Source organism: Paenarthrobacter sp. DKR-5 (assembly GCF_018531425.1).
Lineage (GTDB): Bacteria > Actinomycetota > Actinomycetes > Actinomycetales > Micrococcaceae > DKR-5.
Window position 1 is genome coordinate 134,155 of the sequence record NZ_JAHBOI010000002.1, and the last position, 17,532, is coordinate 151,686.

Sequence of the window (17,532 nt, forward strand, 5' to 3'; positions counted from 1 at the left end):
GCTCTTTACCGGCGGTTACCAAGACCCGGCCGCCGAGTCACAGCTTTTTGGATGGTCCTTTGGTCCTTGAATGCCGTCGTATGGCTGTCACCGGTGGTCATTGAAGTATCTCGAGGAAACCCTGATGATCTTCATCTCATTCTCAGCGTCATCTCGCTTGTGCTTTCTGTTGCCTCTTTCGTGATGTGGCTGCAGTTGAAGAGGACCCCTTCGGATTCCAAGCCTTCCTAGGCGCTTGCCGGTCCGTTTTTCCGGGGAGGAGCAGGACCTCGGATTCGCGGTAGTTGACATAATGTCGATTATCGGCGCTTTGCAGGATGTGGTAGCGGAGTCGGACGTCGTCCGCGGCGAGCTCAGACAAAGCTCTGACCTTTTCACGGAGGAACAGTGCTCGGTGGCGGCGGATCGGCGGCGCAGTGACTTTCTCCTCTGGGTTGACGGATCGCTTTAGGTTGGACTGGACCCAGCAGGCGCCCGGACGCGCCCCTTGACCAAAATCCCTTCTGGAAGGAGAAACAACGATGGCGAAGAACCTGATGCGGAGCGTCACCATCAACGCCCCGGCGGAGAAGGTATTCACCTTCCTGAGCGATCCCGCGCATTGGATGATGGCGTTCCCCGGCGACAGCGAGGTCACTGAGGTCGACATCAAGCCGGACGGCGTCGGCACGTCCGCGCGATGGTCCGCCAAAATGTTCGGTGTCACCATGTTCACCACCCACGAATACCGTGAGGTCGTCCCGGACAGGCGCATCGTGTCCAAGGCCTCGGTGGGGCCCGTGCTCACCTTCTCGCTGGAGCCGGTGGCTGACGGCACGCAACTGAGCGTCGAGCAAAGCTTCGATATCCAGGCGCCCTTCGTGCGGGTGCCGGTCCAGGTTCTCTTCGCCCGGTGGACCGAGGACGACATCGAGGGTCTCGTGGCCAACATCAAGAGCCTCGTGGAAGCCGGCCAGAAGACGTTCACTGGCAAGGAGAAGGCGAAGGTCCACCATACGCTCACCTGGTCCGATGCGATCAGCATCGACGCCCCCGTGCAGCGGGTGTTCGACCTCGTGAAGGATCCGAAAGTGTGGCTCGGCCCAGACGTCCAGGTGTCCAACCTCAACCTGACACCGCAGGGCGTCGGGACAACGTTCGAGGCCGCGTGGAAGGTGCTTGGCATCCCGCTCAAGACGACCCACGAGTACACCGAATTCGTTCCCAACGAGCACTTCACGTCGAAGGCTGCGTTGGGCCCCGTCTTCAACGTGGCCGTGTCGGCGGAAAACGGTGGAACCCGGCTCAGCATGCGCTCCGACGTCGTGCCGGCCAACTGGGCGGAAGCGGCCGTCGACTCGCTCGTCATCAAAATGTCCGAGCACAGCCAGGCTGACCTTCTGGCAAGCATCAAGACCTTCGCGGAGGCAGGCGGCGCCCAGAGTTAGGAACCGGCATGTCGGCAGCAGCCACCATTGAAAACAATCCTGTACTTCAGGAGTACTACGCCATCCTTCGGGCCGGCGCGCACGCTTACGACGGCGGCCGTGGGCTGTTGCCGCTGCTCACGGAGGACTTCGTGTTCGACGGGCCCATCGCGGGCCGGATCGCCGGGGCCGCCAGGTTCGCGCAGGGTGTGCGGGGATTCATCGAGGCCGTTCGGGACCTCACTCCCCTGCAGGCCGTGGTCGGGACGGACAGCGCCGCCGTGCTGTATGACGCGGAGCTGCCCGGCGGCGTCGTGCGGTTCTCAGAGTTCTTCGCGTTCGACGGCGGAAGGATCCGTGAACTGCACATCCAGTACAACCCGGCGGACTACCTGGCCAAAGGCGGCCGCTGACCCGCAACTCCTGGCGCACTGCCCTCAAGTGCCGACGTACGCCGCGAGATGCTCCCCCGTGAGGGTCGAGCGCGCGGCGACCAGGCCTGCGGGCGTGCCCTCGAAGACAACCCTGCCGCCGTCGTGGCCGGCACCGGGGCCCAGATCGATGATCCAGTCCGCGTGGGCCATGACCGCCTGGTGGTGTTCGATGACGATGACCGACTTGCCTGAGTCGACGAGGCGGTCCAGCAGGCCGAGCAGCTGTTCCACGTCGGCCAGATGCAGCCCGCTGGTCGGTTCGTCGAGGACGTAGACGGAGCCCTTCTCGGCCATCCGGGTGGCCAGCTTGAGCCGCTGCCGCTCGCCGCCGGAGAGGGTGGTGAGCGGCTGGCCGAGGCTGAGGTAGCCGAGCCCGACGTCGCTGAGCCGGCTGAGGATGGCTAGCGCGGCCGGCGTCCGGGCGTCGCTGGCTCCGAAGTACTCCCCCGCATCCGCCACCGACATTTCGAATACTTCGCTGATGTTCCTGCCGCCGAGACGGTATTCCAGCACGGAGGCCTGGAAGCGCTTGCCCTCGCACTCCTCGCATGGCGTGGCCACGCCGGCCATCATCCCGAGGTCGGTGTAGACCACGCCGATTCCGTTGCAGGTGGGGCACGCCCCTTCCGAATTGGCGCTGAACAGTGCCGGCTTCACGCCGTTCGCCTTCGCGAAGGACTTGCGGATCGGATCCAGCAGCCCCGTGTACGTCGCCGGGTTGCTGCGGCGGGAGCCGCGGATCGCACCCTGGTCGACGGAGACGACGCCCTCACGCCCGGCCACCGATCCTTGGATCAGCGAGCTCTTTCCCGAACCCGCCACGCCGGTGACCACGGTCAGCACACCGAGCGGGATGTCGACGTCGACGTTGGCGAGGTTGTGTGTGCTGGCGCCGCGCACTTCGAGCACTGCGGAACGGGTGCGCACAGCGGGTTTCAGGCGGGCGCGGTCATCGAGGTGCCGGCCGGTCAAGGTGCCGCTGCTGCGCAGGCCTTCGGCCGTGCCCTCGAAGACCACCTGGCCGCCGTCAGCCCCGGCACCCGGCCCAAGGTCGACGACGTGGTCGGCGATGGCTATCGCTTCCGGCTTGTGCTCCACCACCAGCACAGTGTTCCCCTTGTCGCGCAGCTGGAGCAGCAGCGAGTTCATCCGCTGGATGTCGTGCGGGTGTAGTCCGATTGTCGGCTCGTCGAAGACGTAGGTCACATCGGTGAGCGAGGACCCCAGATGCCGGATCATCTTGGTGCGCTGCGCCTCTCCCCCGGACAACGTGCCCGAGGGCCGGTCCAGGGACAGATAGCCGAGGCCGATCTCCGCAAACGCATCGAGCAGGTGCTGCAGCCCGGCGAGCAACGGCGCCACGGACGGCTCGGCGATGCCCCGGACCCACGCGGCCAGGTCGCTGATCTGCATGGCGCAGACGTCCGCGATGTTCTTCCCGTTGATCCTCGAGGACCGTGCTGCGTCGCTCAGCCGGGTGCCGCCGCAGTCGGGGCAGACGCTGAAGGTGATGGCCCGTTCCACGAACGCCCGGATATGTGGCTGCAGCGAGTCGATGTCCTTGGACAGCATCGACTTCTGGATTTTGGGGACCAGGCCTTCATAGGCCAGGTTGATGCCCTCGACCTTGATCCTGGTCGGTTCCTTGTACAGGAGGTCGTTCAGTTCCCGTTTGGTGTACTTGCTGATCGGCTTGTCAGGGTCGAAGAAGCCGCATCCGCGGAAGATCCGGCCATACCAGCCGTCCATGCTGTAGCCGGGAATCGTGAGGGCGCCTTCGTTGAGCGAGCGGCTGTCGTCATAGAGCGCGGACAGATCGAAGTCGCTCACCGAGCCCATGCCCTCGCAGCGCGGACACATGCCGCCCTGGTAGACGACGTCGCGGACCACCACGCGCTCTCCCCTGCCCCTGTCGACCTTCATCGCCCCGCTCGCAGTACGGGTGGGGACGTTGAAGGAAAAGGCGAGCGACGAGCCGATGTGCGGTTTGCCGAGCCGGCTGAAGAGGATGCGCAGCATCGCGTTCGCGTCGGTAACTGTGCCGACGGTGGACCGGGGATTGGGCCCCATGCGTTCCTGGTCCACGAGGATCGCTGTCGTCAACCCCTCGAGCAGGTCGACGTCGGGCCGCGCCAGCGTGGGCATGAACCCCTGCACGAAGGCACTGTAGGTTTCGTTGATCATCCGTTGCGACTCGGCCGCGATGGTGCCGAACACGAGCGAACTCTTGCCTGATCCGGAGACCCCTGTGAAGACGGTGAGCCGGCGCTTCGGTATCTCGAGGCTGATGTCCTTGAGATTGTTTTCGCGCGCGCCCTGGACGCGGATGAGGTCGTGGCTGTCGGCGATGTGCCGTGCGGGAGACGGAGTCCCCCCGCGTTCCGCCCTGCCCATGCTCTCCCCTGTCTTCGTACCGGCCGCCCTGCGGCCTGGCATGCCCCCCAAGTCTAGGCGCGGCGCCGCGTCCACTGCTTCTCCAATCGTGCTGGCTTCAGGCGGGAGATCGACGAGCCGATTGCCGCCTCCATCGCCGTCCCGGCGGAGGTGCACCTGATCGTGACGGAAGGCAATGATCTTCTCAACGACAGTCCGCCGTGCCAGCGGGTCCGCTCACACCTGGACGAGGTCTGGTACGTCGACGCCGAGCAGGAACTGAGAATGGCGCGCCTGATCGCAGCGGGCCGGGACCGGGCGGACAGGACCATCGCCTGGTCATGACCGCCCGGTCGCAGGCGGGCCTAGGGACGGCCGGGCCCCTCGGACTCAGGCCGCTCGCCCTCGATCCGGGTCCGCTCGCCCTCGGCTGGCAGCGTCTCCCGTTCGCCCTGCGTCCGCTCAGCGGCGGCCCGCTCAGCGTTGGCCCGCTCGACGTCGGGGTCCAGTTCATCGGCCCGGCGCAGCTGGTCCTGTGATTGTTCGCGGATTTCCGCCGCCCCGCCCTGCCGGGCCTCGGCCTCGCGCCGAAGCCTCGCAGCCTCGACTTCGGCCTGCTTGGCATCCGCCTCCGCCCGTGCGGCGGCCGCCTCATGCTCGCGGGCCTGCAGCCCTGCATCCTGGGCGTCCTGCCGCAGCTGCGCTGCCTTGCCGCGCTGTTCCTCCAGTTCCTTTTCGCGCTGTGCCGCACTGCGCCGGCGCACAAAGTAAAGAACCAAGGCCAGCACTACCAGTACGGCAATGATGGCGATGACGGTGCCTGCATCCATAGAACTCAGCCTCTTTCACTCATGGGATAGAACAGAACTTTCGGCCGGCTTCGCTGCGCCGGCTATTGGGCCGGCGCAGGTGTCCAGCGCAGCAGCGCTGCCACCTCGGTGGCATCCGGAAGGACGGCCTTTGGCAGGAAGATGACCTTGGCATCGGTGAGCAGTGCGGCGCGTACCAGAGCCGCGGGTGCCTCCACCTCTCCGAGCACCTCGGCCCCGGCCGCCTGGTCGGACCCTGCAGCCACCCACGGCGCCGCAGCCAGTGCATACAGGTGCTTTCCTGCCACCGCGGACTCGTCCAGCACGAGCGTGTCCACCTGCCCCTGCTGGAGCGCTGAGACCGCCTCCCCCAGGCCCACGGCGGCGTTGCCCTTGCCCGCCTGCTCGGCCAGGTGCTCGACGACTTCCTGCACCTCAAGGGCTTCGCTTTCAGCGACGGTCGCCTCGACCAGGTCCTCGGTGTGTTCTTCATCCGCGCCCTGGGTGAAAGTATGCGAGGGAATCGTCACCACCAGGTCTTTGCTGGCTTTGGACAGCTCCTCCTCCACCATGCCGCAGGCACGGACGTCGCCAGCGAGTACGACGACGCCGGGCTGCTGCCGGCGCACCAGGTCATCGATGGCTTCAGCGACGGGGCGGGTGTTCTGGCGCCAGACCTCTTCCGTGCGGTGCTGGTATTTGCCCTGCGACCATCCTCCGCCCGGGACCTTGGTCAGGGTGTCGTCTGAGCCTTCGAATTCCTGCGTGACCACAGCACCTCCCCCGCCGGGATGGAACTGGACGGACGCCGTGCTCCGGCTGACTTCGGCGAAGACATACGGCATGGCGGAGGCGCGGTGCTTGAGCAGCGGAACGAGGTTGGGGATGGCTCCGACCTCAATGACTTGGGTCGTAGCGAGCTCGCCGTCGAGCACCTGGTCCAGCTCGACCCGTCCGTTGCGGACGAGGAAGAACCGGCTTACCGGCGCAGGGCGTCCCGCCGGGCTGGTGGCCGCAGCACCCGCGGCTGCAACGTCCTCCGGCGAGGCGCCGGCGGCCTCGAGGGCGGCCGAGACGTTGCCGGGCCGGACGTCCTTGGCTTCCAGAGTGTCGACAGTGCCCGTGCTGGCGTCGACGTAGACGGTGCACCACGGGCCCGCCAGTTCGAGGGCAGGGAACTTGTCGTTGAGCGGGTCAATCATTGGACTCTTCTTTGTCCTCGGGTGCCGCTTCGGGCTGCCCGGGAACCAGGCCCACCGCCGCCTGGGTCTCCGCGTCGTCGGTCTCATCGGGGAACGGCTCCGTCTGGCGCCATTCCTCGACGTGCGCCGGTTTGCCGCCCTTCACCACGCCCAGCATTTCGTGCTTCATCTCGTCGTCGACATGCGGCCCGTGCTTGCTGCTTCCACGTTCGATCATCGCGCGCTCCTTCCGAACTCCGCGCTGCATGAGCATCTCCCGGAAGAGCAGAGACTCCGACAAGAAGCTCCGTACCCCTGTAATGCTTCACCCGGGGTACAGCGCCGTCAACCCTCGTTAGGCCCCTGGCGCTAGGCTGTGCGCATGAGCTCTCCAACCACCGCCGAAATCAGGGAATTAGTGGCTGAGGTCCTGGAGGGGGATGTTCCGCCCCCGATCCTCCAGGCGGGCCATCCTGTACTGCGCCGCCGCGCTGCCCGGTACGACGGCCAGCTCACCGAGGCCGAGCTGCACGCCTTGATCGGACTCATGCGCGAGGTGATGCACGCGGCCCCCGGCGTCGGCCTCGCCGCTCCGCAGATCGGCATTCCGCTGCAGCTGGCGGTTATCGAGGACAGCTTCGAGGTGCCCGGAGAGACGGCGGAAGTGCGCGAACGGGCGCCCCTGCCGCTGCTGGTGGTGCTGAACCCGTCCTACACGCCCCTCGGGTCAGAGCTGGCGGCCTTCTATGAAGGGTGCCTGTCGCTCCACGGCCTGCAGGCGGTCGTGGAAAGGCCGCGGCGCGTGCAATTGGACTATGAAGACCTGCGCGGCGCGCCGGTCAGCCGGGAATTCTCCGGCTGGCCGGCGCGGATCGTGCAGCACGAGACCGACCATCTCGGCGGTGTCCTGTACATCGACAAGGCCTTCACCAGGTCACTGTCGACCAATGCGGAATACGCCCGCTGGTGGGCGCATCCGGGCATTGAGGACGCCCGCCGCGGGCTGGGGTTCTAGCTCTCGGCACCGTTCGCCGCAGTCGGGAGGTAGCTGGCCCACCACTGCAGGATGTGCTCGAAGCGCTGCTTCCGGTGATGCGGAGTTCCGGCGCGTGAGAGCTCGTGGTTTTCCCCCGGGAACACCAGCAGTTCGGTTTCCACCCCCTGCTTCTTCAGCGCGGTGTAGTAGCGCTGGGCCTGCTCCAGCGGGCAGCGCCAGTCTTCCTCGGAGTGGATGACGAAAGTCGGCGTGCGCACCTTGCCGACCTGTGCCATCGGGCTCTGCGCGGCGACCGCATCCGGGTCGGATCCCGTGTACTCCTCGGCGAAGAACCAGCCGATATCGGAGGAGCCGACGAATGAGAGCGGATCCAGGTAGCCACGTTCGACGATGGCGGCCGTGAACCGGTGGTCCTGTGCGATGGTCCAGGCGGTGAGGTAGCCGCCGTAGGACCCGCCCATGATGCCGACGCGGTCGGCGTCGAGCTGCGGCTGCGCCGCGAGGGCTCCCTCGAGGAAACCGAGGACGTCGTCGAGATCCAGGGTGCCCATCTGCTCCTTGATCGCGCGTCCGTGCTCCTGCCCGTAGCCGGCAGCGCCGCGCGGGTTGCACATCAGGACCGCGTAGCCGGCGCCGGCGTAAACCTGGGCCTCGTCGAACAACCCCCAGCCGTACTGGGCAAAGGGGCCGCCGTGGATGTTCAGCAGCACCGGATGCGGTCCCTCGCCCTCGGGGACCAGCAGCCAACCGTGCACGGGATACCCGTCCTTGGATGGATAGGTGACCTCCTGAGGCTCGATGACGCCGGCGCCCCGCAGCTCTTCGGAAAAATCGGTGAGCGGCCGCAGCGCGCCGTCCGCAACCACTCCGACGTCACCGGCCGTGCGGGCATCGCTGTAGCTGACGACGACGGTCCCTGCGGCTGCGTCTGCACCGGTCACCACCAGCGGGCCGCCCAGCAGCCGCTGCGTGCCGCCGCGCGGGCCCACCGCAAGCAGTTCGACCGCGCCGCGGGTGCGGTTCTGCACCAGCACGCCGTCGCTGCCGTACCGGACCAGCCCGGAACCGGCCTCACCGAGGTCGATCTGTTCGGCGTCTGTCAGCGGTTCAGCGGCGGCCGGCTGACCGATCGGCGCGCCCCACAGGACGGTGTTCCTGGCCACGAAGTCGATGCCCGTGGCTGAAACATCCTGGGCCAGGAAGTAGAGCCAGTTGCCGTCCGCCGACGTCGTCCCCGCGGCCACGGACAGGCGCGGGTTGCCGACGGTGTTGGTAAGCCGCTCCGGTTCACCGCCGTCGACGCCGACAGCGTACAGGTCCGAAATCAGGTCCTCATCCGCGCCTTCGTGCAGGGAGGCGGTGAAGAGGATCCGGGCGCCGTCGGCGGTGAAGGCTGCCCCGGTGTGGTCGGCGTCCGCCTTCGTCAGCTGCCGCGCCTGCGGCACGGCGCTGAAGGGGGTCTCCCCCGCGTCCTTCTTGGCGCGGCCGGCCGGGGGCACGGGGGGCTCGTGGTCCAGGTCAGGGACGTCGACCACGAAGAGCTGGGCGCGCTTGTCGGTGAGGTAGCCCGCCCCGTTCATCCTGTACTTGAAGCCGGTGATCCGCCGCGGGTCCTCCGCGCCGGGCGCCACGCCGTCCACCGTGCCGTAGCGGCCTTCCTCGGGCACCCGTGAGCCGAAGACGAGCTGGGTCGAGTCGGGAGACCAGTCGAATTCACTGACCCCAAGCTTCTGGTCAGTGAGCGCGAACGGCTCCCCGCCGCGGGCATCGGCGACATGCAGCTGGGGCCGTCCGCCAGCCTCGGCACGAAGGAAGGCGAGCATGCTGCCGTCGGGCGAAAAGCGCGGCGCCGTGTCGCGGAATCCGCGGGTCAGGCGGCGCGGGCTGCCCTCTTCCAGCGGCACTTCCCACAGCTGGCCGACGTAGCTGTCGGCGGCGAAATCCGGACGGGTTACGGCGACGACGACCCTGCTGCCGTCAGGGTGCAGCGCGGGGGCGGACACGGACTTGAGCAAGGGAAGATGTTCTGCTTTCACACGAGTGAGCCTAATCTGCTCCTCGTCTCCTGCGTCAACACGCCTCGCCGTCGGCTGCGAAGGGCGGCACCTAGGATGGGAGCATGCCTGACGCCGCCCTGGCCGCCCTGATGTGCCCGCACTGTGCCGGCACCTTTCCCGCCCGTGCCGTGGACGGAGCCCTGCGCTGCAGCGAAGGCCACGCCTTCGACGCCGCCCGTCAGGGCTACATCAACCTGTTGACCGGCCATGGGACCCGCTTCAGCCAGGACACGGCAGCCATGATCGCGGCCCGGGCCGATTTCCTTGCTGCCGGCCATTACAGCCCGCTCGCCGACGCTGTCGTATCCGCCGCTGTGGACGCCGTGAAGAACGCTTCCGCCGAGCCGGTGATCCTCGACGCGGGCACGGGCACGGGCTACTACCTGCGGCAGGTCCTCGCCGCGCACCCGGCTCAGGCAATCGCCTTGGACATCTCCAAGTTCGCGCTTCGGCGGGCGGCAAGGACGAACCCCGGGGCGCTCAACCTCGCCTGGAATCTCTGGGATCCGCTGCCCGTTGCCGCCAAGTCGGTCGATGTCATCCTGAACATCTTCTCGCCGCGCAATCCGCCGGAGTTCGCCCGCGTCCTCAAACCGGGCGGAAGACTCCTTGTGGTGACGCCGGATCGCGGCCACTTGGCGGAGATCGCCGAAGCGGCAGGGTTGCTGGGCATCGAGGAAGACAAGCAGCGCCACCTTGCCGAGGCCTTGCAGGATGCGTTTGAGGCCGGCCCGGACCGCCGGATTTCCCTGTCCTTGTCGCTGTCCCGGACCGACGTGGCCAACGCGGCGCTGATGGGACCTGCGGGACATCACCTGGACCCTGCAGCCCTGCGGGAGAAGCTGGCGGCGGCACCTGACCCGTGGCCGGTAGCTGCGCGGTTCCGCCTTCAGGAGTTCACGCGGCGGCGCTGACGGCTGCCGGGCGCTCTCGTGACTCCAACCGGACGCCGAGCAGTCTCAGGGCCAGCTGCGTGAGCGGCCCCACGGCCGCGGCGAACGCCACGGTGCCTGCGCCCGCGACGCCGCCGAGCGCCCAACCGGCCGCCACCACGGAAAGTTCGATCCCCGTCCGCACCACCCACACCCTCCATCCGGTCACCCGCACCAGGCCCGTCATCAGCCCGTCACGCGGTCCGGGCCCCAGCCCTGCTCCGATGTACAGTGCGGTGGCGACAGCCAGGAGTGCCAGGCCAGCGGCGAAGGAAAGCACCTGCATCGGGAGACCGGACGCTGCGGGCAGGACCGAGAGGCCCAGATCCGCGAAGATTCCCACCAGCACGGCGTTGCTGATGGTGCCAAAGCCGGGACGCTGCCGCAGCGGGATCCACAGGAGCAGCACGAGGGCGCTGATCGCGATCGTGCTCGCCCCGAAGCTGATCCCCAGCGTCCGCGCGGCACCCTGGCCGAACACATCCCACGGTGAGGCGCCGATGTTGGCGCGGATCATCAGGGCGATGGCGATGCCGTAGCCGAAAAGTCCTGTGAAGAGCCGGCCGAGCCGCACTCCAATCTTTCGGCTCGTCAGAATCGCGCGCATCGCCTCTCCTTTGTCTCTGGGCAGTGTCTCGGGGCCGGGTCCCTGGGCAGCCCGTAGGGCTCCGTTTGAACCAGTTGACCGCGGAATTGGCATTCCCGTACAGGTCCAAATCGAATAATGTGGCTCCATGACTCCCCTGATCACTGCCCGGCGGCTCCTGCGCGACCTTGGCGATTGGCGTGGGTCCGGGGCCGCCTACCAGGCGCTGGCCGACCGCATCCGGATCCTGCTCCTGGACGGGCGCCTGTCCACCGGGTCGCGGTTGCCCGCCGAGCGCGAACTGAGTCAGATGCTTGACGTCAGCCGGACGACCGTGGCCGGCGCCTACGCGCTGTTGCGCGAGCTCGGATTCGCGGTGAGCGTCCGGGGCTCGGGCACCACCCTCGCGCTGCCGGACGGCCGGCGCGGCAGCTATCAGCCGGAGGAGGGTCTCGCCGTGGACTTCACGAAGGCGACGCCGCCGGCGTACCCGGGCCTGGAGGCTGCCTACCGGGAGGCCATGGACCGGCTGCCGGGCTACTTCGGCCACCCCGGCTTCGACCTGGTCGGCCTGCCCGAGCTGCGCGAAGCCATCTCCGCCCACTTCGAACGCCGCGGCCTGCCGACATCGCCGGAGCAGATCCTGGTCACGGTCGGAGCCCAGCACGCCCTGAACCTTCTCGCCGGCGCCTTGTACACGCCGGGCGACCGGATCCTGGTCGAGCACCCCACGTACCCGCACGCCCTGGACACGTTTACCGCCGCAGGCGCCCGGCTGCTCGCCGTGCCCGTGGGACCCGACGGCTGGGACATCTCCGAAGCCGAAACGCTGCTGCGCAGGTCCTCTCCTTCGCTCGCCTACCTGATGCCGGACTTCCAGAACCCGACCGGATCCAGCATGCCGGAGGCAGACCGGGAGCAGCTGAGCCGGGCGGCATCCCGGGAGGGCACCACCCTCATCATCGACGAGACCACTGCCGGCCTGGATATTGAGCGCGGGCCGCGCCAGCCGATGGCTGCCTTCGGCAGCGGCGCCGTCACCATCGGTTCGATGGGCAAGATCGCCTGGGGCGGCCTGCGCATCGGCTGGATCCGCGGGCCGCGGGACCTGCTGGCCCGGGTGCTGCGCCGGCGGCCTTCGGTGGACCTTGGCACTCCCCTGCTGGAACAGCTCACGGCGGCCGCGCTGCTGCGGCAGGAGGACGCCCTGCTGGCCTTCCGCAGCCGGCAGCTCCGGCAGGGCCGCGACCATCTGGCCGCACTGCTGCGGAAGGAGTTACCCCAGTGGGAGCTGCCGCGGGTGCAGGGCGGCCTGTCCTTCTGGCTTCCTGCAGGCGAAACCTCGACGTCGTCGTTGGTCCTGGCAGCGCGCAACGAGGGCCTCGGGATCGTGGCGGGCCCGCGGTTCGGCATCGACGGTGCCTTCGAACGCTACCTGCGCCTGCCGTTCTGCTACCCGCAGGAGGACCTCACCGACGCAGTGGCGATGCTGCGCCGCGCGATGATGCGGGTGGGTGAGGCCCCGGCACGGGTGCCGCTGCAGGCCGTGATCTGAGGGGCCGCTCAGCCGAGCCTGGTGCGTAACCGTAAGCGATCCGCAACCTTTCTACTCTGCCTGCCCGCGAACTGCCGGTAGTAGGCTGGCGGTAGCGCAGGTCAGGACTCGCGGGCAATGGCCCGCAGCCGCTCCGGTGCACACCAGGGGGACGGATGTTGGACTGGTTGGTTGGGAACGGGTGGGCCCTGTGGCTCGCCGTGTTCCTTGTGCTTGCCGTCGTCGAGATGCTCACCCTCGACCTGTTCTTCATCATGATGTCGGGCGGCGCGCTGGCGGCCCTTGTCGCATACTTCCTGGGAACGCCCCTGTGGCTGCAGATCGTCGTGTTCTGTGTCGTCGCGCTCCTGATGATCCTTTTCGTCCGCCCGCTGGGCCTGCGCCACCTGCGTAAAGGACCGCCCGAGCAACGCACCAACGTTGACCGGTTGCTCGGCCAGCCCGCCGTCGTCCTGGAGGATGTCAGCGAAGCCGGAGGGCTGGTGAAGATCGGCGGCGACACCTGGACCGCCCGCAGCCGCGGAGAGATCTTCCCCGCCGGCACACGGGTGGCCGTGAGCGAAATTTCCGGTGCCACCGCCATCGTGGCCGGCCCGGGCACCGTTGCTGAGCCTGGCCGGCACGCAGCCGGTCCGCAGCAATAGGCCGCCATGCTATGCACGCCAATCTACGTGGGGAACTGAGGAACGGATGAATATTTCGGGGGGCGCACTGGGTCTGACAGTTGTCCTGCTCGTGCTGGTGGTCTTTGTCATCATTGTCCTGGTCAGGGCGGTGAGGATCATCCCGCAGGCGCGGGCCGGCGTCGTCGAGCGGCTCGGCAAGTACCAGCGCACGCTGAACCCGGGCCTGACGATCCTCATACCGTTCGTCGACCGGCTGCTGCCGCTGCTGGACCTGCGCGAGCAGGTCGTATCCTTCCCGCCGCAGCCGGTGATCACTGAGGACAACCTCGTCGTCTCGATCGACACGGTGGTTTACTTCCAGGTCACCGATGCAAGGGCAGCGACCTACGAGATCGCCAATTACATTCAGGCTGTCGAACAGTTGACGACGACGACGCTGCGCAACGTGGTCGGCGGATTGAACCTGGAACAGGCCCTCACATCGCGGGACGAGATCAACGGGCAGCTGCGGGTGGTGCTCGACGAGGCGACCGGCCGGTGGGGCATCCGCGTTTCCCGCGTGGAGCTCAAGGCCATCGAACCGCCGCACTCGATTCAGGACTCGATGGAGAAGCAGATGCGGGCCGAGCGGGACCGCCGCGCGGTGATCCTGACCGCCGAGGGCACCAAGCAGTCACAGATCCTGACCGCCGAGGGTCAGCGGCAGGCCGCGATCCTGAAGGCCGAGGGCGACGCGCAGGCCGCGATCCTCCGCGCCGACGGCGAGGCACAGGCCATCCAGAAGGTCTTCGACGCGATCCACAAGGGCAACCCGGACCAGAAGCTTCTGGCGTACCAGTACCTGCAGACGCTTCCGAAGCTGGCCGAGGGAAGCTCCAACAAGCTCTGGATCATCCCCAGCGAGGTGGGCGAAGCACTCAAAGGCGTTGGCAGCGCACTCAGCGGCGGTCCGGACCAGGCCGGCTTGTTCGGGGGCGCCGCCGAGGACAGTGCGCCCTCCTCCCCCGCGGGCGGCGGGCAGGACGCCCGGCCCTGACGCCTGCCGGCCGCTGGAACCGGCTTTACCGCAGGGCCCCGGAGCACCTATAATCGATTGTTTGTCTGGCGTCAATGACTTCGCAGGAACAATCGGTGTTCCTCGCGCGTTTCATTAGTGCACACCGTAGCCTGCCGGGACTGGTCCGGAAGGCTAGCGTGGAGCCCTGCTCCGCGAACTGAACGAGGGAGAGATCATGAGCGACCGTAGCCTCCGTGGCATGCGACTGGGCGCGCAAAGCATGGAGACCGAATCCGGCGTGGAGCCGGCTCCGCGCCAGCGTGTGGAATACCGCTGCGCAGACGGCGAGCAGGTGTTCGTCACCTTCGCCGCCGAAGCGGAGATTCCCCCCGTCTGGGTGTCCAAGACCGGCAAGGAAGCTCTCCTGGTCGACGGCGAGAAGCCGGTTGACTCCAACGAGAAGCCGATCCGCACGCACTGGGACATGCTGCTTGAGCGCCGCACGATCCCCGAGCTGGAGCAGATCCTCGAGGACCGTTTGAACATCCTCCGCGAACGCCGCGGCGAGCGGCGTTCAGCCTAAGAGTCACCGCACCTCCCCGCGAATGCGGGAACGAAAGAGGGCCGGTTCCCGCGGGAACCGGCCCTCTTTCGTGCGCGGAGCGACCTCCGCTTCCGGGAAGTCTCAGGCAGTCTTGCCGGTGAGCTTCTTCCAGCGCGCGGTCAGACCCCACTTGGTGACATTCACCATGGCTTCGACGACGATGTTGCCGCTCATCTTGGAATCCCCGAGTTCGCGCTCGACGAAGGTGATCGGCACCTCAACGATGTTCAGCCCCAGCTTTGCGGTGCGCCAGGCCAGGTCCACCTGGAAGCCGTAACCGACGGACTCAACCTCGGCCAGGTTCAGGGCCTCGAGGGTTTCGCGCCGGAATGCCCGGTAACCGCCCGTGACGTCCTTGATCTTCAGCCCCAGCATGATCCGGGAGTAGGTACTGCCGACCCGGGAAATGGCCTTGCGGATGAACGGCCAGTTGACCACCTTGCCGCCGGGAACCCAGCGCGATCCCATGGCGAGGTCAGCGCCGTTACGGACCGCCTCAAGCAGGGACGGAAGCTGCTCGGGCTGGTGCGAGCCGTCGGCGTCCATCTCCACGAGGACGTCGTAGCCTGCGGCCAGGCCCCACCGGAACCCGGCAATGTACGCGGCCCCCAGCCCCTCCTTGCTCTTGCGGTGCAGCACATGGACGTTGCTGTCCTCCGCCGCGCGCCGATCGGCGAGCTCCCCGGTGCCGTCGGGGCTGTTGTCGTCTACGACCAGGACGTCCGCGTCGGGAACGGCCGCGCGCAGCCTTCCGAGGGTGACCGGCAGAGACTCCAGCTCGTTGTAGGTGGGAATGATGGTGAGGACACGCAAGAGGGGGTGCCTTTCCTTGCTCCGGCAACAGGACAAATGGGCACCTAAGACAGTAGCTGACCCAACCCTCAAGTATACGGACTGCGGATGGCTGTCCGGATCGGGCGGCCGGCTGGCCACGGGTGGGTTCGCGCGTCGTCGGCCCAGTACCCTGCCGCCGCCCGGAGGCGGGGCGGAACGTTATCTACTGACGCGCGAACCCATCCGTGTTCGACAACCGTGCCGTTCGGCAGCATCGGGGCCGCACCGAGTGCGGTTCCGCGGTGCTCCGCGGCGGCGACGGACAGGCCCTTTGAGTGCTGCTTTCCGGACCCGTTGAGCTAACAGCCTACGTGCTCAGCCGTGCCTGTCAACGAGCCGCTGACCTGCGAGGATGCTTGTCTCCGCAGGTCAGCCGCGGGTGCGGCGCCCGCGCGATTCGGCGGGAAAACCGGGAAAGGATTCGGAGCCCCGGCGTGTCGGAGCGGCACGCCGCCGTGCGGGCCCGGGCTCAGAAATCGCTGCTGCGGTAAAGCTCGACGCCGTCCCTGACCGTCTGCAGGCAGCGCGGGTCCGTGCCGGTGTCAAGGGCCGGCAGCAGCGGGGTGCGGGCTCGCGGATCCGTGCTCCAGGACTGGACCCGCTCGTCCGCCACCTGAACCATGAGCTGCTCGACTTCCCAGACAGCGAAGCTGGCCGGAGCCCCCGGCACCAGCTGCCCTTCCATCGGGTTGCGCGACCGCGCCGCCCGCCAGCCTGCCCGGGTGTGGCCGAGGAAGGCCGCGCGGGCGGAGATCCGCTGTGCCGGGGTACGGTGCATGACGCAGGCCCGCACGCTCGCCCAGGGGGTGAGCGGGGTGACCGGGCTGTCGCTGCCGAAGCAGACAGGCACGCCGGCGGCAAAATAGTCCGCCACGGGGTTCAGGGCGGGTCCGCGTTCGGTTCCCAGCCGCTTGCCGTAGAGGCCGTCGGTGCCGCCCCATGCGGCGTCGAACATCGGCTGGACGCTGACCGTGACAGCGAATTCCTTGAGGGCGGCGATCGTCCCCGCATCGGCCATCTCGGCGTGCTCGAGCCGGTGGCCGGCGGCCCGGACCTTGTCGGCGCCGACCTGTCCTGCGGCGGCCTTCAGCCCCTCGACGGCGATGTCCATTCCGGCGTCCCCGATCACATGGAACCCAGCCTGGATGCCCAGTTCGGACGTGGCCGCAAGGTGCGCGGTGACCTGCTCCACAGTGAGGTACCGGGTGCCGTGTTCGGCGGGCGCATCCGCATAGGGCGTGCGGAGCAGCGCCGTGCGGGAGCCGATGGAGCCGTCGATATTGAGGTCCCCGGCCAGGCCCAGAACGCCGGCGCCGAGGCCGGCAAGGAGAGAGCGTGCCTCCTCGGTGCTGCCGACGAGCTGCCCCCAGTAGGGCAGCACGCGCGGCAGCCTTCCCGCCGTCTCCCCCTCGGAGTCCCACCGGACCAGCATCCGAAGGTCCTCCGGCGGCGCCACATGCGGGGCCCCCATCTCCGCCAGCGCCACGTAGCCGCGGCTGGCGGCGTGCCGCAGGGCGGCCAGCTGATAGGAACCGCGTTCCTCCGGCGGGAACGAGTGCGCGGCCTCCGCGGCCCGGCGGTGTGCGTCCCGGACCACCTGGCCCTTCCCCAGCCAGCCGTCCATCGTGGCCAGGTCGAGCCGGTCTGCGAGGGACCAGGAAACAACAGCCGAGTGCACGTCGACGCGAGAGAGGAAGACAGCGATCCCGCCGGACGCCCGGTCGAGCTCCTCTGCCGTCGGCGGCCGGCCCTCGGGCCAGCGCGTCTCGTCCCAGCCATGGCCGAGGATCGTGCCGCTGGTCCGCGCCGCCGCGCCCGCCACGAGATCCAGCACCTGGGCCAGGGACGCAGCACCGGAGAGGTCCAGGGAGCTCAGGGCCACCCCGGTCTCGGTGATGTGCACGTGCGAGTCGACGAACCCCGGCGTGACCAGGGCGCCGTCGAGATCGACGACCTCCATCGAGGAGTCGGCGAGTGAGGAAGCGGCCTGCTCGGACCCGACCCAGGCCACCGTGTCACCGTCGACCAGCATGGCCGTAGCAAACGGGTCGGCAGCGCTGTAAACGGAACCGTTGCGGTACAAGCGGGGGCGTCCGCCCACGGGGGAATCTGGCACTCTCAATCTCCTTCAGTCGGGCGGC

At 68.0% G+C, this 17,532-nt stretch carries 17 protein-coding genes; 9 read left to right on the forward strand and 8 right to left on the reverse strand.

Translation table 11 applies throughout. The annotated features are described in order from the left end of the window. Nucleotides 1–521 precede the first annotated feature (521 nt). Both KIH31_RS03970 and KIH31_RS03975 read left to right on the forward strand, forming a co-directional pair. Nucleotides 522–1,427, forward strand: a complete 906-nt coding sequence (locus KIH31_RS03970; protein ID WP_214425797.1) for an SRPBCC family protein — start codon at nt 522–524, stop codon at nt 1,425–1,427. 8 nt (nt 1,428–1,435) lie between these two features. Then, nucleotides 1,436–1,819, forward strand: coding sequence for a nuclear transport factor 2 family protein (locus KIH31_RS03975; protein WP_214425798.1), 384 nt, complete (start codon nt 1,436–1,438; stop codon nt 1,817–1,819). Nucleotides 1,820–1,843: 24 nt separating this feature from the next. On the opposite strand, the gene KIH31_RS03980 is transcribed toward KIH31_RS03975, so the two are convergent. Beyond that, the gene (locus tag KIH31_RS03980; protein WP_214426221.1) at nt 1,844–4,234 is read right to left on the reverse strand and encodes an excinuclease ABC subunit UvrA; all 2,391 of its coding nucleotides are present in this window, start codon (nt 4,232–4,234) and stop codon (nt 1,844–1,846) included. Nucleotides 4,235–4,396: 162 nt separating this feature from the next. On the opposite strand from KIH31_RS03980, the gene KIH31_RS03985 reads away from it, so the two are divergent. Continuing rightward, entirely contained in the window at nt 4,397–4,558 is a 162-nt protein-coding gene (locus tag KIH31_RS03985) for a hypothetical protein (protein WP_214425799.1), read from the forward strand. Nucleotides 4,559–4,578: 20 nt separating this feature from the next. On the opposite strand, the gene KIH31_RS03990 is transcribed toward KIH31_RS03985, so the two are convergent. The 3 genes from KIH31_RS03990 to KIH31_RS04000 form a co-directional block, all read right to left on the reverse strand. Continuing rightward, nucleotides 4,579–5,043 (reverse strand): hypothetical protein, encoded by a 465-nt coding sequence (locus KIH31_RS03990; RefSeq protein ID WP_214425800.1) that lies wholly within the window; start codon nt 5,041–5,043, stop codon nt 4,579–4,581. Nucleotides 5,044–5,105: 62 nt separating this feature from the next. Next, a complete protein-coding gene (locus KIH31_RS03995; RefSeq protein WP_214425801.1) occupies nt 5,106–6,224 on the reverse strand; it encodes a Vms1/Ankzf1 family peptidyl-tRNA hydrolase in 1,119 nt (372 codons plus the stop codon). Continuing rightward, a complete protein-coding gene (locus KIH31_RS04000; RefSeq protein ID WP_214425802.1) occupies nt 6,217–6,441 on the reverse strand; it encodes a hypothetical protein in 225 nt (74 codons plus the stop codon). The genes KIH31_RS03995 and KIH31_RS04000 overlap by 8 nt, the downstream gene beginning before the upstream one ends. Nucleotides 6,442–6,585: 144 nt before the next feature. Between KIH31_RS04000 and KIH31_RS04005 the strand changes: the two genes are divergently transcribed. Further along, entirely contained in the window at nt 6,586–7,218 is a 633-nt protein-coding gene (locus tag KIH31_RS04005; RefSeq protein ID WP_214425803.1) for a peptide deformylase, read from the forward strand. Here the strand turns inward: KIH31_RS04005 and KIH31_RS04010 are convergent. Then, nucleotides 7,215–9,236 (reverse strand): S9 family peptidase, encoded by a 2,022-nt coding sequence (locus KIH31_RS04010; RefSeq protein ID WP_214425804.1) that lies wholly within the window; start codon nt 9,234–9,236, stop codon nt 7,215–7,217. The genes KIH31_RS04005 and KIH31_RS04010 overlap by 4 nt on opposite strands. An 83-nt stretch (nt 9,237–9,319) precedes the next feature. Here KIH31_RS04010 and KIH31_RS04015 point away from each other — a divergent pair, with 83 nt between their 5' ends. Then, nucleotides 9,320–10,171: a methyltransferase domain-containing protein gene (locus KIH31_RS04015; RefSeq protein ID WP_214425805.1), complete on the forward strand. Its 852-nt coding sequence runs from the start codon at nt 9,320–9,322 to the stop codon at nt 10,169–10,171. Here the strand turns inward: KIH31_RS04015 and KIH31_RS04020 are convergent. Beyond that, nucleotides 10,155–10,796, reverse strand: coding sequence for a YitT family protein (locus tag KIH31_RS04020; protein ID WP_214425806.1), 642 nt, complete (start codon nt 10,794–10,796; stop codon nt 10,155–10,157). The genes KIH31_RS04015 and KIH31_RS04020 overlap by 17 nt on opposite strands. Before the next feature lie 127 nt (nt 10,797–10,923). Here KIH31_RS04020 and KIH31_RS04025 point away from each other — a divergent pair, with 127 nt between their 5' ends. The 4 genes from KIH31_RS04025 (at nt 10,924) to KIH31_RS04040 (ending at nt 14,536) form a co-directional block, all read left to right on the forward strand. Further along, nucleotides 10,924–12,330: a PLP-dependent aminotransferase family protein gene (locus KIH31_RS04025; protein ID WP_214425807.1), complete on the forward strand. Its 1,407-nt coding sequence runs from the start codon at nt 10,924–10,926 to the stop codon at nt 12,328–12,330. Between the two features lie 155 nt (nt 12,331–12,485). Next, on the forward strand, nt 12,486–12,974 hold the full coding sequence (locus tag KIH31_RS04030; protein WP_214425808.1) for an NfeD family protein: 489 nt from the start codon (nt 12,486–12,488) through the stop codon (nt 12,972–12,974). 46 nt (nt 12,975–13,020) lie between these two features. Beyond that, complete coding sequence (locus KIH31_RS04035; protein ID WP_214425809.1) at nt 13,021–13,992, forward strand: SPFH domain-containing protein; 972 nt, start codon at nt 13,021–13,023, stop codon at nt 13,990–13,992. A gap of 196 nt (nt 13,993–14,188) precedes the next feature. Beyond that, nucleotides 14,189–14,536, forward strand: a complete 348-nt coding sequence (locus tag KIH31_RS04040; protein ID WP_214425810.1) for an RNA polymerase-binding protein RbpA — start codon at nt 14,189–14,191, stop codon at nt 14,534–14,536. Nucleotides 14,537–14,638: 102 nt separating this feature from the next. On the opposite strand, the gene KIH31_RS04045 is transcribed toward KIH31_RS04040, so the two are convergent. Together KIH31_RS04045 and KIH31_RS04050 are read right to left on the reverse strand one after the other, a co-directional pair. Further along, entirely contained in the window at nt 14,639–15,370 is a 732-nt protein-coding gene (locus KIH31_RS04045) for a polyprenol monophosphomannose synthase (RefSeq protein WP_214425811.1), read from the reverse strand. Between the two features lie 490 nt (nt 15,371–15,860). Next, nucleotides 15,861–17,507 carry an amidohydrolase gene (locus KIH31_RS04050; protein ID WP_307857535.1) on the reverse strand — a complete coding sequence of 549 codons (1,647 nt, stop codon included), beginning with the start codon at nt 17,505–17,507 and terminating at the stop codon, nt 15,861–15,863. Between the last annotated feature and the right edge of the window lie 25 nt (nt 17,508–17,532).

Bases quoted from the DNA above. Each gene is read 5' to 3' on its own strand.
- KIH31_RS04020 (WP_214425806.1), bottom strand. From the start codon at position 10,796: ATGCGCGCGATTCTGACGAGCCGAAAGATTGGAGTGCGGCTCGGCCGG.
- KIH31_RS04030 (WP_214425808.1), top strand. From the start codon at position 12,486: ATGTTGGACTGGTTGGTTGGGAACGGGTGGGCCCTGTGGCTCGCCGTG.
- KIH31_RS03980 (WP_214426221.1), bottom strand. From the start codon at position 4,234: ATGGGCAGGGCGGAACGCGGGGGGACTCCGTCTCCCGCACGGCACATC.
- KIH31_RS04015 (WP_214425805.1), top strand. From the start codon at position 9,320: ATGCCTGACGCCGCCCTGGCCGCCCTGATGTGCCCGCACTGTGCCGGC.
- KIH31_RS04025 (WP_214425807.1), top strand. From the start codon at position 10,924: ATGACTCCCCTGATCACTGCCCGGCGGCTCCTGCGCGACCTTGGCGAT.
- KIH31_RS04040 (WP_214425810.1), top strand. From the start codon at position 14,189: ATGAGCGACCGTAGCCTCCGTGGCATGCGACTGGGCGCGCAAAGCATG.
- KIH31_RS04035 (WP_214425809.1), top strand. From the start codon at position 13,021: ATGAATATTTCGGGGGGCGCACTGGGTCTGACAGTTGTCCTGCTCGTG.
- KIH31_RS03975 (WP_214425798.1), top strand. From the start codon at position 1,436: ATGTCGGCAGCAGCCACCATTGAAAACAATCCTGTACTTCAGGAGTAC.
- KIH31_RS03990 (WP_214425800.1), bottom strand. From the start codon at position 5,043: ATGGATGCAGGCACCGTCATCGCCATCATTGCCGTACTGGTAGTGCTG.
- KIH31_RS04000 (WP_214425802.1), bottom strand. From the start codon at position 6,441: ATGATCGAACGTGGAAGCAGCAAGCACGGGCCGCATGTCGACGACGAG.
- KIH31_RS04005 (WP_214425803.1), top strand. From the start codon at position 6,586: ATGAGCTCTCCAACCACCGCCGAAATCAGGGAATTAGTGGCTGAGGTC.
- KIH31_RS03995 (WP_214425801.1), bottom strand. From the start codon at position 6,224: ATGATTGACCCGCTCAACGACAAGTTCCCTGCCCTCGAACTGGCGGGC.
- KIH31_RS03970 (WP_214425797.1), top strand. From the start codon at position 522: ATGGCGAAGAACCTGATGCGGAGCGTCACCATCAACGCCCCGGCGGAG.